This window comes from Microbacterium sp. (assembly GCF_031178445.1).
Classification (GTDB): Bacteria; Actinomycetota; Actinomycetes; order Actinomycetales; family Microbacteriaceae; genus Microbacterium.
In genome coordinates, this window is sequence record NZ_JAPSIY010000007.1 from 18,079 (window position 1) to 31,953 (window position 13,875).

General features: G+C 68.8%; 13 protein-coding genes and 1 pseudogene. 4 read left to right on the top strand and 10 right to left on the bottom strand.

The genetic code is table 11. From position 1 onward, the window contains the following. Positions 1–3: 3 nt before the first annotated feature. Positions 4–387, bottom strand: a complete 384-nt coding sequence (locus RIN43_RS10970) for a VOC family protein (RefSeq protein ID WP_309128963.1) — start codon at positions 385–387, stop codon at positions 4–6. A gap of 134 nt (positions 388–521) precedes the next feature. Here RIN43_RS10970 and RIN43_RS10975 point away from each other — a divergent pair. Continuing rightward, positions 522–1,704, top strand: a pseudogene (locus RIN43_RS10975) (fatty acid desaturase family protein). 7 nt (positions 1,705–1,711) lie between these two features. Here RIN43_RS10975 and RIN43_RS10980 read toward each other — a convergent pair. The 3 genes from RIN43_RS10980 to RIN43_RS10990 all read right to left on the bottom strand — a co-directional run bounded on the left by RIN43_RS10980 (position 1,712) and on the right by RIN43_RS10990 (position 4,775). After that, a complete protein-coding gene (locus tag RIN43_RS10980) occupies positions 1,712–2,323 on the bottom strand; it encodes an NAD(P)H-dependent oxidoreductase (RefSeq protein WP_309128964.1) in 612 nt (203 codons plus the stop codon). Between the two features lie 141 nt (positions 2,324–2,464). Beyond that, complete coding sequence (pgi, locus tag RIN43_RS10985) at positions 2,465–4,147, bottom strand: glucose-6-phosphate isomerase (protein ID WP_309128965.1); 1,683 nt, start codon at positions 4,145–4,147, stop codon at positions 2,465–2,467. 25 nt (positions 4,148–4,172) lie between these two features. After that, positions 4,173–4,775 (bottom strand): GNAT family N-acetyltransferase, encoded by a 603-nt coding sequence (locus RIN43_RS10990; protein ID WP_309128966.1) that lies wholly within the window; start codon positions 4,773–4,775, stop codon positions 4,173–4,175. A gap of 51 nt (positions 4,776–4,826) precedes the next feature. Here RIN43_RS10990 and RIN43_RS10995 point away from each other — a divergent pair, with 51 nt between their 5' ends. From RIN43_RS10995 to RIN43_RS11005, 3 genes are read left to right on the top strand one after another with little or no spacing between them, the layout of a single operon-like run. Beyond that, complete coding sequence (locus tag RIN43_RS10995) at positions 4,827–5,756, top strand: aldo/keto reductase (protein WP_309128967.1); 930 nt, start codon at positions 4,827–4,829, stop codon at positions 5,754–5,756. After that, positions 5,753–6,613 carry a sulfurtransferase gene (locus tag RIN43_RS11000; protein ID WP_309128968.1) on the top strand — a complete coding sequence of 287 codons (861 nt, stop codon included), beginning with the start codon at positions 5,753–5,755 and terminating at the stop codon, positions 6,611–6,613. The genes RIN43_RS10995 and RIN43_RS11000 overlap by 4 nt, the downstream gene beginning before the upstream one ends. A 56-nt stretch (positions 6,614–6,669) precedes the next feature. Further along, a complete protein-coding gene (locus RIN43_RS11005; protein WP_309128969.1) occupies positions 6,670–7,059 on the top strand; it encodes a PLDc N-terminal domain-containing protein in 390 nt (129 codons plus the stop codon). A gap of 1 nt (position 7,060) precedes the next feature. Here the strand turns inward: RIN43_RS11005 and RIN43_RS11010 are convergent, their stop codons facing one another. The 6 genes from RIN43_RS11010 to RIN43_RS11035 form a co-directional block, all read right to left on the bottom strand. Continuing rightward, positions 7,061–8,023, bottom strand: coding sequence for a DUF1731 domain-containing protein (locus RIN43_RS11010; protein ID WP_309128970.1), 963 nt, complete (start codon positions 8,021–8,023; stop codon positions 7,061–7,063). Continuing rightward, on the bottom strand, positions 8,020–8,658 hold the full coding sequence (locus tag RIN43_RS11015) for a DUF4166 domain-containing protein (RefSeq protein ID WP_309128971.1): 639 nt from the start codon (positions 8,656–8,658) through the stop codon (positions 8,020–8,022). Before RIN43_RS11015 ends, RIN43_RS11010 begins: the two co-directional genes overlap by 4 nt. 35 nt (positions 8,659–8,693) lie before the next feature. Next, positions 8,694–9,998 (bottom strand): DUF1343 domain-containing protein, encoded by a 1,305-nt coding sequence (locus RIN43_RS11020; protein WP_309128972.1) that lies wholly within the window; start codon positions 9,996–9,998, stop codon positions 8,694–8,696. 27 nt (positions 9,999–10,025) lie between these two features. Continuing rightward, positions 10,026–11,834 (bottom strand): glycoside hydrolase family 3 protein, encoded by a 1,809-nt coding sequence (locus tag RIN43_RS11025; protein ID WP_309128973.1) that lies wholly within the window; start codon positions 11,832–11,834, stop codon positions 10,026–10,028. 137 nt (positions 11,835–11,971) lie between these two features. Beyond that, entirely contained in the window at positions 11,972–12,877 is a 906-nt protein-coding gene (locus RIN43_RS11030) for an NYN domain-containing protein (protein ID WP_309128974.1), read from the bottom strand. Positions 12,878–12,881: 4 nt separating this feature from the next. Then, positions 12,882–13,871, bottom strand: a complete 990-nt coding sequence (locus RIN43_RS11035) for a Gfo/Idh/MocA family oxidoreductase (RefSeq protein WP_309128975.1) — start codon at positions 13,869–13,871, stop codon at positions 12,882–12,884. Positions 13,872–13,875: the final 4 nt, after the last annotated feature.

A 13,875-nucleotide genomic window follows, 5' to 3' on the forward strand; every position in this document is an offset into this window, starting at 1 on the left:
AGCTCACTGCTGCTGCGCGCTGTAGTCGGGCAGCTCTTGGAGCGTCCAGCTGTTGCCGTCGGGGTCGTCGAAGGTGACGAACCGGCCCCAGGCGAGCTCATCGACACCCTGCGCCTCCACGCCGAGGTCCTGCAGATGCGCGAGTGCCTCGTCGGCGTCGGGCACGACCACCTGGATGGTGTTCTGCTGGCCAGGCTCGAGGTCGATGCGGAGTCCGGTGCCGAAGGCGATCGAGCACGCCGATCCCGGCGGCGTCATCTGCACGAAGCGCAGTTCCTCGTTGACCTGCTGGTCATGGTCGGCGTTGAAGCCGATCTTCACGTAGAAGTCCTTCGCCCGGTCGACATCGGTCACCGGCACGAAGATGAGCTCGATCTTCCAGTCCATGTTCCTGCGCCTTTCTCGAGATCACGAGAGCGGCCGCTCCCGCGGTCACGCTACACCCGGGCGCCGACAAACCGGCAGGCTCCCGGACACATGCCGTCGGTCGTATATCGACCCGCGTAGCCTGGAGAACAGCGATCGGCATCCGCCCTTGGCTTCCATGGCTCAAGGGCTCCCGATCAGCAGGAGAAGATCATCACTCTCAATCAGATCGACACTCAGGTCGACACCACCACGGCGACCCTCGGGCCGGTCCGCCAGACCTACTCCGGAACCGCCGAGTTCCCGCCGATGGCGCACGCCTACAAGCAGGTGTCGCAGGTCGTCCGCGAGACAGGGCTGCTGCAGCGCGCCTCGTGGTTCTACATCTTCGTCGCCTCGGGCATCGCGCTCGCGTTCCTGGGCTGCGTCGCCGGCTTCATCCTCCTGGGCGACAGCTGGTTCCAGCTGCTCATCGCGGGTGCGCTCGGCATCGTCTTCACCCAGGTCGCATTCCTCGCCCACGAGGCCGCCCACCGCCAGATCCTCAGCGCGGGACCGGCGAATTTCCGGCTCGCACGCATCCTCGCCGGCATCGTCGGCATGAGCTATTCATGGTGGGACTCCAAGCACACCAAGCACCACGGCAACCCGAACCGCGTCGGCAAGGACCCCGACATCGAGGTCGACACGATCTCCTTCCTCGACGCGGACGCCGCACAGTCCCGCGGCATCGTCCGCCTGATCACCCGTAAGCAGGGCTGGCTGTTCTTCCCCCTGCTCACCCTCGAGGGCCTGAACCTGCACTACCTCAGCGTGAAGCACCTCGTGTCGCAGCGCGGGGTGAAGGGACGCTGGACGGAACTCGGCATCATCGCGCTGCGCTTCGCTGTCATCCTGTTGCCGGTCTTCCTGATGCTCCCGCTGGGCATGGCGTTCGCCTTCATGGGCGTGATGCTCGCCGTCTTCGGCGTGTACATGGGCGCCTCGTTCGCCCCGAACCACAAGGGCATGCCGATCATCCACCCCGACGCCAAGCTGGACTTCTTCTCCAAGCAGGTCCGCACCTCGCGCAACATCTCAGGCGGCTGGTGGGCGACCTGGCTGATGGGAGGCCTGAACTATCAGGTCGAGCACCACCTGTTCCCGAACATGCCGCGGCCGCACCTGTCCAAGGCGCGCGCGATCGTTCGCGAGTACTGCAACGCCAACAGCGTGCCGTACACCGAGACCAGCCTGGGGCGTTCCTACGCGATCGTCATCGAGTACCTGAACCGCGTCGGCCTCGCCGCGCGCGACCCGTTCGACTGCCCGGCCGCCTCCCAGTTCCGCCGCGCCTGATCCCCGCTCAGGCGGCGGGGTACCCCTGCTGCTTGAGCAGCCGCGCCAGATGAGCAGCGTTGGCCGCTGCCGTGGCGGTCGCCTGCGCCACCTTCTCCGGCGTCTCGGGCAGGTCCTTGTAGTCGGTGGCCTGCATCGCCTCGCCGTTCCAGTAGATCGATGCCTGCGCGGGAAGCGTGAACCCGACATCGTTCAGTGCCTGGAACAGCACCGCTGAGATGTGGTGCGCACCATCCTCGTTGCCGACCACGACCGCCAGCGCGACCTTGTCGAAGAGGATCGGGCGGCCCTGCTCGTCTGTCTCGGAGAGCTCGGCGTCCAGCCGTTCGAGCACCCGCTGCGCCACGCTGGAGTGCTGACCGAGCCAGGTGGGAGTGGCGAAGACGATGATGTCGGCGGCCAGCACACGAGCTCGGAGTTCGGGCCATTCGTCGCCAGCGCCCATGTCGGTCTGCACGCCGGGAAGGATGCGGTGGTCGACGGCGCGGATACGATCGGCCGTCACGCCGTGCTCCGCCAAGGCGCTGAGGACCTGTTCGCCCAGCACGTGGGTGCTGGAACCGGCCGGTGACGGCTTCAGAGTGCAGTTGATCAGAAGTGCGCTGAGCTGTTCGTCCATGTCCGCACGGTAACCACACCGCACGGCCCCGCCGGAGGGGGTTCCGCGCGCCGGAAGGATGCGCTACCCGCGAGCGATCAGAGTCCGCGGCGCCGAGCCCACCGCTCGGCCGCTGCCGTCGCAGCCCCGGGGATGGGCACGTCAGCCCTGGCGGTTCGCGTGATAGTAAGCCAGCAGCGCCTTCGTGGAAGCATCCTGCGCAGCCACGGCATCCTCGTCGCCCTCGATCGCGGGCGCGATCTGCAGGGCGAGCTGCTTACCGAGCTCGACACCCCACTGGTCGAAGGAGTTGATGCCCCAGACCACGCCCTGCGTGAACGTGATGTGCTCGTACAGGGCGATCAGCTGGCCCAGTACGGCGGGGGTGAGCGCGGGCGCGAAGATCGACGTGGTCGGTCGATTGCCGCTGAACGTGCGCGCTGCGATGAGGGCGCCGGTGGTGCCCTCCGCCTCGACCTCGTCCGCAGTCTTGCCGAACGCCAGCGCCTTGGTCTGTGCCAGGAAGTTCGCCAGGAACAGGCCGTGGACGTCTCGGCCGTCGTCGCGCAGCGGATACGCGGGGTTCACGAAGGCGATGAAGTCGGCGGGGATGAGCCGTGTGCCCTGATGGATGAGCTGGTAGAACGCGTGCTGGCCGTTGGTGCCCGGTTCGCCCCAGAACACCTCGCCGGTGTCGGTCGTCACGGGGGAGCCGTCCCACCGGACCGATTTGCCGTTGGATTCCATGGTGAGCTGCTGGAGGTAGGCGGCGAAGCGGCTGAGCTGTTGCGCGTAGGGCAGCACTGCGTGCGACTGCGCGCCGAGGAAGTTCACGTACCAGACGTTCAGCAGACCCATCAGCACGGGGACGTTCTGCGCCAGAGGCGTCAGGCGAACGTGCTCGTCGACGGCGTGGAAGCCCGCGAGGAGCTCACGGAACCGCGAGGGGCCGAACACGATCGCGAGAGAGAGGCCGATTGCCGAGTCGACGGAATAGCGACCGCCCACCCAGTCCCAGAAGCCGAAGGCGTTCTGAGGATCGATGCCGAACTGCTCGACCTTGTCCAGGGCCGTGGAGACCGCGACGAAGTGGTGTGCCACGGCACCCGTGCGGCTGGCGTCGTCGTCGCCGATCGCGCCGGATGCGGTGAGCCCCGCCCACAGCCAGTCCCGTGCCAGGCGCGCGTTGGTCAGCGTCTCCAGGGTGGTGAAGGTCTTCGAGGCGACGACGAACAGCGTCGTCTCCGGGTCGAGATCGGCAGTCGTCTGCGCGAGATCGGTGGGGTCGATGTTCGACACGAAGCGGGCTTCCACCCCGGCATCCGCATAGGGCTTGAGCGCCTCGTAGACCATCACCGGTCCGAGGTCGGACCCGCCGATGCCGATGTTCACGACGTGCGTGACCTTCCTGCCGGTGACGCCCAGCCAGTCACCCGAGCGCACGCGGTCGGCGAACGCCGACAGCGCGTCGAGAACCGACTGCACATCGGCATCCACGTCCTGCCCGTCGACGACCAGCCCGGGGGAGGCGTCCGCCGGGCGGCGCAGCGCGGTGTGCAGCACGGCGCGATCCTCGGTGGTGTTGATGTGAGCGCCCTCGAGCATGGCGGCGTAGCGCTCGGCGACGCCGGTCTGCTCTGCGAGCCGGACGAGCGCTGCGAGGATCTCGTCGGTGACGAGGTTCTTCGACAGGTCGACGTGCAGGTCGGCGAGCGGAAGGCTCAAGCGCTCGACGCGGCCGGCCTCGGCCGCGAACCAGCCGCGCAGATCGGGGGTGAAAGTCTCGCGCAGCGCGGTGAGCTCGGCCCAGGCGGGGGTGGTCGTCGCATCGATCGGAGCGGTCATGCCCCCACGTTAGCGCGGTGGGTGCTCAGGAGCGTTTCGTGAGTCGCATCTCGAGATTCGCCTTGACCGCCGGCCATTCCGGTTCGATCACCGAGTACTCGACGCTGTCTCGCAGAGCGCCGTTGCGGTAGCGGCTCATCGCTCGCATCACGCCGTCCTGCTTGGCCCCGAGGCGCTCGATGGCGGAGCGGGACTGGAAGTTCACCCACTGGGTGGTGAAGCCGACCCGGAAAGCGCCCAGCGTTTCGAAGGCATGCGTCATGAGCAGCAGCTTCGACTCGGGATTCGTGCCCGTGCCGTGCGCGGAAGGCCGGTTCCAGGTGTAGCCGATGTGCAGTCGCGGCACCTCAGGCCCGAAGTCGTACAGACTCGTCATCCCGAGGATGCGGCCGGTGACGTCCACGGCTGTGAACGGCACCATCTCGCCCTTCTCGAGCAGTGCGAGCCTGCGCTCGATCTCATCCGCCATGCCCTCGGGCGACGGCACCGAGGTGTACCAGGCATTCCTGTGCAGGTCGCCCTCTTCGACGGCTTCGATCAGGCCGTCGCGATGCTGCCGGCTCAGAGGGCGGAGCTCCACGAGCCGCCCGCTGAGCGTGACGGCGGACGGTGCGATGAGGAAGGCCATGCAGTCATTCAACCAGCCCGGTAGCGTGGGCTCGGACATCCAGGAGGATTCATGAAGACAGTGCCCTTCGGTGCAGAAGGCGCCCCCGCGGTGATCGCAGGGATGATGCGCATTCCCGACAAGACGGATGCCGAGGTGCGCGAGCTGTACGACACCGCGCGCGCCGCCGGCATCGACTTCTTCGACCACGCCGACATCTACGGCGGTGCGATGCACGTCTGCGAGGACCGGTTCGCCTCAGCCCTGCAGCTCAGTGCCGCCGAAAGGGCCGAGATCGTGCTGCAGACCAAGTGCGGCATCGTGCCGTCGGCGCAGATGTTCGACTTCTCGTACGAGCACATCGTGACGCAGGTCGAGGGGTCGCTCAGGGCGCTGCGGACGGAGTACATCGACGTGCTGCTGCTGCACCGCCCCGACGCGCTCGTCGAACCCGAGGAGGTCGCGCGCGCATTCGACGAGCTCTCCGCATCCGGCAAGGTGCGCGCCTTCGGCGTCTCCAATCACACCCCGCGGCAGATCGACCTGCTGCGCACCGCCGTGGTGCAGCCGCTCGTCGCCAACCAGCTGCAGCTGTCGATCACGCACGCGCCGATCATCGCGCAGGGCGTCGCCGCGAACATGGCCGGTGCCGAGCAGAGCGTGCAGCGCGACGGCGGTGGAATCGTGGAGTACTGCCGCATCAACGGCATCACCATCCAGGCCTGGTCGCCGTTCCAGGCTCGCTTCTTCGACGGCGTCTTCCTCGGGCACCCCGACTATGCGGAACTCAACGCGGTGACCGACCGGCTCGCGGCAGCGTACGGCGTGGAGCCGATCGCCATCGCCACCGCCTGGATCACCCGGCACCCCGCGCAGATGCAGGTGGTGCTCGGCACGACGACCCCGCAGCGCGTGGCGGATGCGGCGAAGGGCGCCGACGTCGTGCTCACCCGCTCGGAGTGGTACGAGTTGTTTCGCGCAGCAGGGCACATCGTTCCGTGAGCGCGCGGGACGGGAGAGCAGATGGGGGAGCGAACCCGCTGATCTCGGTCGCCGAGCTGCGCGACCGGCTCGACGAGGTGCGCGTGCTCGATGCGCGCTGGGAGCTCGGCCGGGACGACGGCCGCGAGCAGTACCTGGCCGGGCACATCCCCGGTGCTGTGTTCGTCGACGTCGAGAACGAGCTGTCGCGTCACGGCGAGCCTGCTGAGGGCCGGCACCCGCTGCCGGCCGATGCTGACCTGGCGACCGCCGCCCGCCGCTGGGGCATCCGCGGCGGTGTGCCGGTCGTGGTCTACGATGACCACCGGATGCTCGCGGCATCCCGTGCCTGGTGGGCGCTGCGCCGTGCCGGACTCGCCGACGTGCGCGTACTCGACGGCGGTTGGCCGGCGTGGCAGGCCGCCGGCGGCGCAGTCCAGACGGACGATGTCGTGCCGGAACCGGGAGACATCGCACTGGGATCACCGGGCGAGCGGGGAACGATCGACACATATGGCGCGGCTGCCTGGCCGGATAAAGGCGTGCTGCTCGACGTGCGCGCGGCGGAGCGGTATCGCGGCGAGACCGAGCCGTTCGACCCCGTGGCCGGACACATCCCCGGTGCGCGGAACCTGCCGATCGGGCGGCTGCTCACGGATGACGGTCGCTTCCGGCCTGCCACCGAGATCGCCGCCGCGTTCGCCGACGTCGGTGCCGGAGAGGGGGTCGCTGTCGCCGCCTATTGCGGGTCGGGGATCACGGCTGCGCAGCTCGCGCTCGCCGGCGCGCTCGTCGGGCGGGATGTCACGGTGTACCCGGGATCGTGGAGCGCCTGGTCGAACACGCCCGGCCGCCCCGTCGCGTCCGGCGACGCGTGAGTCGTTCCCGCGCCGCAACCCCTCGCGCCGCGCGCGGCGTCGTCTACCCTGAGACCATGCCGTTCCTGTTCTCGCTGATCGTCCTGGTGCTGATGGTGTTCTCGCTCGTCGACATCATCCGACGCGACGACTCTCAGGTGAAGCACATGCCGAAGTTCGTCTGGCTGCTGCTGGTGGTGCTGCTGCCTCTCGTGGGCAGCGTGCTGTGGTTCGCTATCGGGCGGGAATACCCCGAGAACGGCATCCAGCTGGGACGCGAACCCCGTCAGCGCACGGCGCCGTCATCGCAGCCCGCCGCGCCGCCGGCTCGCGTGGACACTCGCACCACCGAGGAGCAGATCGCCGATCTCGACCGGGAGATCGAGGAATGGCGGCTGCGTCAGGAGATCGAGAAGCGCAAACGCGATCGAGGCGAGGCGACCGACTCCGGAACCCACGCGGAGTAGGTCAGGCGCTCTCGAGCGCCGTGAACGAACCCCGCACCGCCTCCTCCAGCTCGGGGTGACGGAACTCGTAGCCGGCGTCGATCAGCTTCCCGGGCAGCGCCCACCTGCTCTTCAGGATGAGCTCCGTCTCGGTGCGCATGCCGATCGCGCCCAGCTCCAGCATCCATCTCGGCACCGGAGGTCCGACCCGCACGCCCAGCACGCGACGGACCGTCGCCATGAACGTGCGGTTGTCGCTCGGGTTCGGCGTCGCCGCGTTCACCGCACCGTCGAGCTCGGGATGCGTCTCGAGGAAGTCGATGATGCCCACGACGTCGTCGACGTGGATCCAGCTGAACCGCTGGCGCCCGCCGGAGGCCCCGGGAGCATGCGCCGTCCCGGCGGCGATGCGACGCCGGGAGACGGGCCACCATCCGTCGAGCTGCGCGCCGCCCAGGCCGAGTCGGGCGAGGGTGCGCACAGGTCCCAGCACTCCGCCGTCGCCGAGTACGATCGCCGTGCGAAGCGCCACCCGGCGGGTGAACGCCAGCTCGTTCTCGAACAGGGCGCGCTCCCAAGCCTTCGCGACCTCGACGGAGAACCCCGTGCCGAGTTCGCCGTCCGCTTCGGTCATCGGACGGTCCTCGGCATGCCGGTAGATGGTCGCGGTCGAGGAGTTCACCCACAGCGGCGGCGGAGACGAGGCTCGGCCGATCGCACCGGCGAGTGACGCGGTCGTCTCCAGGCGGGAGCGGAGGATCTCGTCGCGATTGCGGGCCGTGTAGCGGCAATTGACGCTCTTGCCCGCGAATCCGACGACCAGCGCCGCACCGTTCACGGCGGCGTCGATGCCGGCCTGATCGCGCCAGCTCAGATCGGCGCCGGAGCGCGAGATCGTCACGACCTCCCTGCCCCGCGCGCGGTACGTGCCCTGCAGATGTCGGCCGATGAAGCCGGTCGAGCCTCCGATCACGACTCTGCTCATACGCTCTCTCCGGTGCCGTCTGCGCTCTGTTCGACGCGGTATGCGAACGTGCCGTCGTACTCGTACACCCGGCCCAGCAGGGGCACGTCGACGCTCAGCTCCACTCGCTGACGCCGGGTCGCGTCGTCGAAGCTCTCACGCAGCCGGATGACCGGGGAGATCGCCTTCGGCATCCGGATCCGCAGGCGGCCGACGCGGATGCCGACGGCGGTGCTGCGCAGGAGGAGGGCGCCGGCCTCGACCCTCACCCGGAACGCCGCAGCCACCATCTGCGGCTCACCGAGCTGATCGACGACCGTGCCGTTCGCGCGCGCGCTCACGACATCCCTCATCACCCAGTCGCCCTCGGGAAGGTGGAAGGTGCGCCGGGCGACGGCACTGCCGTCGACGGTGCGGTTGCGCACGGTGAAGGGCACGTCCTCATGCCATCCGGCCAGCACCGCCCCGCGCGCCTGCAGCATCCGGTACACCGGCCACAGCCAGCGCCGCCGGGTTCCTGCCCGCTGGAACACGCCCTCGCCGATGCCGATGCCACCAGGCGGGACCGCCTCGAAATAGGTCGACAGATTCGGATGCAGGCCTGCGCGCCCCGTACCCAGCGCCCGGAGATACGGGGACGGAGCGGTGTCGGGCATGCCCCGATCCTATCCGCGGGGCGTGCGCTCGCCGACTACAGGCGGGGACCCCCGTAGAGCAGATAGGGACGGGTGTCGTCGACGAACTGCTTCAGCTCGGGCTGCCAGGCGGCGATGATCTCATCGGCCGAGGCGCCCGCCTCCAGCTGCTGCTGGAAACGGCCGGAACCGGTGAGAAGGCCGATCCATCGTCCCCCGTCACCGCGCCAGGCGAAGTCGTCGTAGAGTCTGCGGGCCTCGACCAGCATGTGCGTGGCGACCTCGATCGCGTCGACCTTCTCGGCATCCATGATGTGGATCTGCACGCCGGCGCACACCTGACCTGCGTTCTTCGAGAAGGTCGGGGTGAAGTACGCTTCGCGGAACTCGACTCCTGCCAGCCGCTTCTCGTTCAGCGCCGCCGCCCAGCGATGGTCGAGGTAGGGTGCGCCGATCAGCTCGAACGGGCGGGTGGTGCCGCGGCCCTCCGACCAGTCCGTCGCCTCGACCATTCCCGTTCCCGGATACAGCGTCGCCGTCTGGGGAGTGGGCATGTTGGGCGACGGGGGGATCCACCGGTCTGCCTGATCCGGCCCGACCATCTGCCGCCGCCAGCCCTCCGCCTTCACGACCTGAAGGTCGGACAGCTTCTGCTGGCCCGCGCGCTCCATGAACGTCGCGTTGAAGAACAGAGCCAGCTCGCCGACCGTCATGCCGTGCTGCTGTGAGATCTCCAGCAGACCGACGCCCGAGGTGAAACCCTGCTGCAGCACAGGCCCGCGAGCTCTGCCGCCCAGCGGATTCGGGCGGTCGAGCACCACGAAGCGGAGGTCGCCCGCGCTCGCCGCCGCCTGCATCGCGGTCCACATCGTCCAGATATAGGTGTAGAAGCGCACGCCGACATCGCGGATGTCGAACACGACCGTGTCCACACCGGATTCGGTGAAGAAGCCCGACAGTTTCGCGACCGTCGCGCCGTACGCGTCGTAAACGGTCACGCCGGTGCGCGGGTCGACGAAGGTCTCCTCGGCCTCGCCCGCCTGGGCGGTGCCACGGAATCCGTGCTCAGGACCGAAGACGGCCCCGACGTCCACGCCCGCGGCGACCATGGCGTCGACGATGCTCGTGAAATCCTCGAGCACGCCGGTCGGGTTGGTGATCACCCCGACCTTGCGCCCCGAGAACAGCCGCCACCGCTCCGCCGCTGCCACATCGGCGCCGGTGCGCAGCCGGCGGCCGTGACCGTTCGCGGCGACCGTGCTCGCGCTCGCCGCGGCGGCCTCGCCCGCGACGCCGATGCCGGCGGCTGTCGCCGCCGCCACACCGGCCGCCCGGAACACTCCACGCCTGCTGAGGGTCATCTCATTCTCCTTCCACGGCGCCGAGCGTCACCAGCTCAGCCCATGTCCGATCGGGTAGAGGATCTCGTCGGGGTTCTCCGTGGAACGGATGTCGACGGGCAGCGTGCCGCTCGGGCTGATCTCACCGGTGATGACCCTGGCGAGGGAGGCGAGCGCAGGAGCGGCGTACGAGTAGGTGGCTACGAAGCCGTCCACGTCACCCAGGCGGTTGATGTCGTACGGGTTGCGCACCGCTACGACGATCAGGTGCGTGTCGGTCGCATCCAGTGCGGCGACCAGCTGCCTCTGCGAGCTGGTGGCGGAGACGTTGTTCGTCAGCACGACCGTGACGTCGCTGTTCTGCGCAGCGGCGACGGCCTGATCGATCTGCGCCGCTGTCGGTGCCGTGCCGGTCGCGAACGCCGTCGCCTCGGCGCCCCGCGCGGTGAGCTCGCCGGCGAGCGTCTGACCCGTTGCCACGCCGTAGCCGGTGACCAGCACCGACTTCCCGTCGACGGCGACCGGCAGGGCGTCGTCGTCGTTGCGCACCACCGTGGTCGTGGCGTCGGTGATCTTCTCGGCGGCGCGCAGGTGCGAGCGCTTACCGACGGTCTTCATCACCCGGTCCACATCGACCATCGCCTCCTGCGTCACGCCCTGCTCGTGCTTCATGATCAGGATGCGGCGCACCGATTCGTCGATGCGGTCCTCGGTCAGCCGCCCCGACTCCAGTGCCTCGTCGATCGCGGCGTACGCCACCTGCGGCGCGGCCGGCAGCAGCAACTGGTCGACACCCGCCTCGATGGCGCGGACGGCCACCTCGCCATCGCCGTACTGCTGCCGCACGCCTGCCATCTCGAGGCCGTCCGTGACGATCACGCCCTCGAAGCCGAGAGCTTCTCGCAACTGACCGGTGACGATCTTCTTCGACAGGGTCGCAGGATCGCCGCTGTCGTCCAGCGCCGGTACGACGATGTGCGCGGTCATGATCGAGGCGACTCCAGCGTCGATCGCCGCCTGGAACGGCGGAGCGTCGATCTGCTGCCACTCCTCGAGCGTGTGCGTGATGACGGGCAGGCCGGTGTGGGAGTCGGTGGCGGTGTCGCCGTGACCGGGGAAGTGCTTGGCCGTCGCGATGATGCCCGCGTCGTCCTGGTAGCCGCGCACGGTGGCAGCCGTGAGCCTCGACACCAGATCGGGGTCGGAGGAGAAGCTGCGCACTCCGATCACCGGGTTGTCCGGATTGACGTTGACGTCGGCGTCGGGGGCGTTGTTCTGCTGGATGCCCATTGCGAGCAGCTCCTCGCCGGTGATCGCGGCCGCCTTGCGCGTGTCCTTCTCGCTCCTGCCCGCGCCGAGTGCCATGTTGCCGGGGAACAGCGTCGCCGGCGACCCGATCCTGGTCACCAGTCCCTGCTCCTGGTCGGTGCTGATGAGCAGGGGGATGCCGGCCCCGGCATCCTCGGCGGCCTCCTGCAGGCCGTTCGAGAGCGTCGCGACCTGCACGGGATCGGTGACGTTGTCGCGCGCGGAGAAGAGGATGAATCCGCCCGGCTCGTACTCCTCGATGATGTCGGCAGCGCTCGCCTCGCCGTACAGCGCCGTGTTGCGGGCGTCCTCGCCCTCGGCAGTGGGGCCGTAGGCGAACAGGATGAACATCTGCCCGACCTTCTGCTCGAGGGTCATCGACTCCAGCATCCGGTCGGCGTACTGCTCCGCCGAGCCGTTCGGTCCGCGCTGATCGGCGTGCCGCGCGGCGGCAGGTTCCGCCGCCGCGGCCATCATCGGGCTCGCACCGATCGCCAGGGCCAGCGCCGTCGCCACCGCCAGACGACGTCGGATAGGAGAGTTCTGCATGACGCACCGCCTCATCGAGATTCGTCCGAAGTCACCCCTCATCGGGCAACGGGGCCGAGCCTAACAACGCGGTGCGCGTTTTGGAAGGGGGGCTTACTTTCGCGGTGCGCCGTGCGAAGCGCGACCGTTCCGCACCGTCAGGACGAGCTCTCGCGCAGCCGGATCAGCCGCTCGTGCCCGGTCTCCTCGAGCTCGGCCAGGTCGTCGCGCGACTTGAGGAACTCCGAGAACGACCGGTAGCCGAGCGCCTTCTCGCTGAACGACGGATCCATCCGGCGCATCTGGGTCTTGACCGCGGAGCTGTGCAGCCATTCGTCGGCATCCGCCTTGTCGTGCCCAAGCCGCAGCGCCCGCTCGAGCAGCCTGGTCGCCTCGCCCTGGTCGTCGACCTTCGCAGCCGCCTTCGCCTTGCGGGTCGCGGCAGCGCTCTTGGCCGAGGGCTTCTCCTTCGCGGAGGACGCCTCCGGCTTCGCGGGACGCGCCACTCCGGGAAGCGAGTCGTACGACTCGAATTCGTCGCAGGCGGCGGCGAGGGACTTCGCCGTGGAACCCGCGACACCGACGCCGATCACGTAGCGCCCCAGCCGCTTGCAGCGCTGAGCCAACGGCACGTAGTCGCTGTCGCCCGCGACGATCACCACGTGCGTGAGGTCGGGGAGGCGGAACATGTCCTCGACGGCGTCGACCGCGAGCCGGATGTCTGCGCCGTTCTTGGCATATGCCGCCGCCGGGAAGAGCTGCACCAGGTCGACCGCTCGGGCGACCAGCTGGGTGCGGTACTCGGCGTTGACCGGCGACGACCAGTCCGCGTACGCGCGGGTGAGCACGAGCGTGCCGAACGACGAGGCGTAGTCGATGATCGCGCCGACCTCGATCATCGCCTGCTTCAGGCGTTCGGCGACCTCGGTGTCGTTCGGATCGTCGGTGATGCGCTGCCTGTCCTTGCCGTAGGCGTTGCGGCCGTGCACCCGGTCGTACCAGGAGATGACGATGTTGTCGAAGTCGAGGTAGACGGCGACGCGCGGATTCACGATGTCGACCATCGGGTCACTCCTCACCGGGGTACGTGACGCCGATCTGGCGGCGGATCTCGTCGAGGGTTCCCATGATGCCGACGCTCTCGGCGACCGGCAGTGGAAGCAGTTCGCCGCTGACGTCGCCGCGCTCGACCGCTCCCTCGGCGGCGAACGCCTGATACTGCATCCCGCGCCCAGGCACTTCGGATCGGTACTCCTCGATGACCGTGCCGTCCGGACCGACGACGCGGAACGACGTCGGGCTGTACCAGACCCGGTCGATCTCGACCCTCGCCTTCGTCCCGATCACGTACGCGGTGTTCGGACCGGCGGCACGCGAGGACGACAGGGTCGTGGAGATCGCGCCGCCCGCGTGGGTCATCACCGTGGCGACCTCGGCGTCGGCGCCGGTCTCGATGAGGCGGGCCGACGCTTGGATGCCCGTCGGTTCTCCGAGGACGTTCCACGCGAACGAGATGGGGTAGATGGCGAGGTCGAGCAGCGCCCCGCCGCCCAGCTCCATCGCGTTCAGCCGGTGCGCGGGATCGGTGGGCAGGCTCTGCGTGTGATCGGCCATGACGGCACGGATCTCGCCCAGCGTGCCCTCCTCGATGATCTCGCGCAGGCGCACCATGTGCGGCAGGTACCGCGTCCACATGGCCTCCATGACCAGCAGACCCTTCTCGGCGGCCAGCCGCTGCAGATCCCCCGCCTGCGCGCGGTTGATGGTGAACGCCTTCTCGACCAGCACGTGCTTGCCGTGCTCGAGGGCCAGCCTGGCGTTCTCGTGGTGCATCGGGTGCGGGGTCGAGACGTAGATGATGTCGACGTCGGGGTCTGCGGCGAGGGACTCGTACGAGGCGTGCGCTCTCGGGATGTCGAAGCGCGCAGCGAACGCGTCGGCCGACTGCTGCGATCGCGAGCCCACGGCGACGAGGTCGAGCCCTGCAGTGCGCAGGTCGGATGCGAATGCGGTGGCGATGCCGCCCGTGGCGAGGATGCCCCAACGAAGACCGGTCATGGTG

Bases quoted from the DNA above. Each gene is read 5' to 3' on its own strand.
- RIN43_RS10970 (WP_309128963.1), bottom strand. From the start codon at position 387: ATGGACTGGAAGATCGAGCTCATCTTCGTGCCGGTGACCGATGTCGAC.
- RIN43_RS10980 (WP_309128964.1), bottom strand. From the start codon at position 2,323: ATGGACGAACAGCTCAGCGCACTTCTGATCAACTGCACTCTGAAGCCG.
- pgi (WP_309128965.1), bottom strand. From the start codon at position 4,147: ATGACCGCTCCGATCGATGCGACGACCACCCCCGCCTGGGCCGAGCTC.
- RIN43_RS10990 (WP_309128966.1), bottom strand. From the start codon at position 4,775: ATGGCCTTCCTCATCGCACCGTCCGCCGTCACGCTCAGCGGGCGGCTC.
- RIN43_RS10995 (WP_309128967.1), top strand. From the start codon at position 4,827: ATGAAGACAGTGCCCTTCGGTGCAGAAGGCGCCCCCGCGGTGATCGCA.
- RIN43_RS11005 (WP_309128969.1), top strand. From the start codon at position 6,670: ATGCCGTTCCTGTTCTCGCTGATCGTCCTGGTGCTGATGGTGTTCTCG.
- RIN43_RS11010 (WP_309128970.1), bottom strand. From the start codon at position 8,023: ATGAGCAGAGTCGTGATCGGAGGCTCGACCGGCTTCATCGGCCGACAT.
- RIN43_RS11015 (WP_309128971.1), bottom strand. From the start codon at position 8,658: ATGCCCGACACCGCTCCGTCCCCGTATCTCCGGGCGCTGGGTACGGGG.
- RIN43_RS11020 (WP_309128972.1), bottom strand. From the start codon at position 9,998: ATGACCCTCAGCAGGCGTGGAGTGTTCCGGGCGGCCGGTGTGGCGGCG.
- RIN43_RS11025 (WP_309128973.1), bottom strand. From the start codon at position 11,834: ATGCAGAACTCTCCTATCCGACGTCGTCTGGCGGTGGCGACGGCGCTG.
- RIN43_RS11030 (WP_309128974.1), bottom strand. From the start codon at position 12,877: ATGGTCGACATCGTGAATCCGCGCGTCGCCGTCTACCTCGACTTCGAC.
- RIN43_RS11035 (WP_309128975.1), bottom strand. From the start codon at position 13,871: ATGACCGGTCTTCGTTGGGGCATCCTCGCCACGGGCGGCATCGCCACC.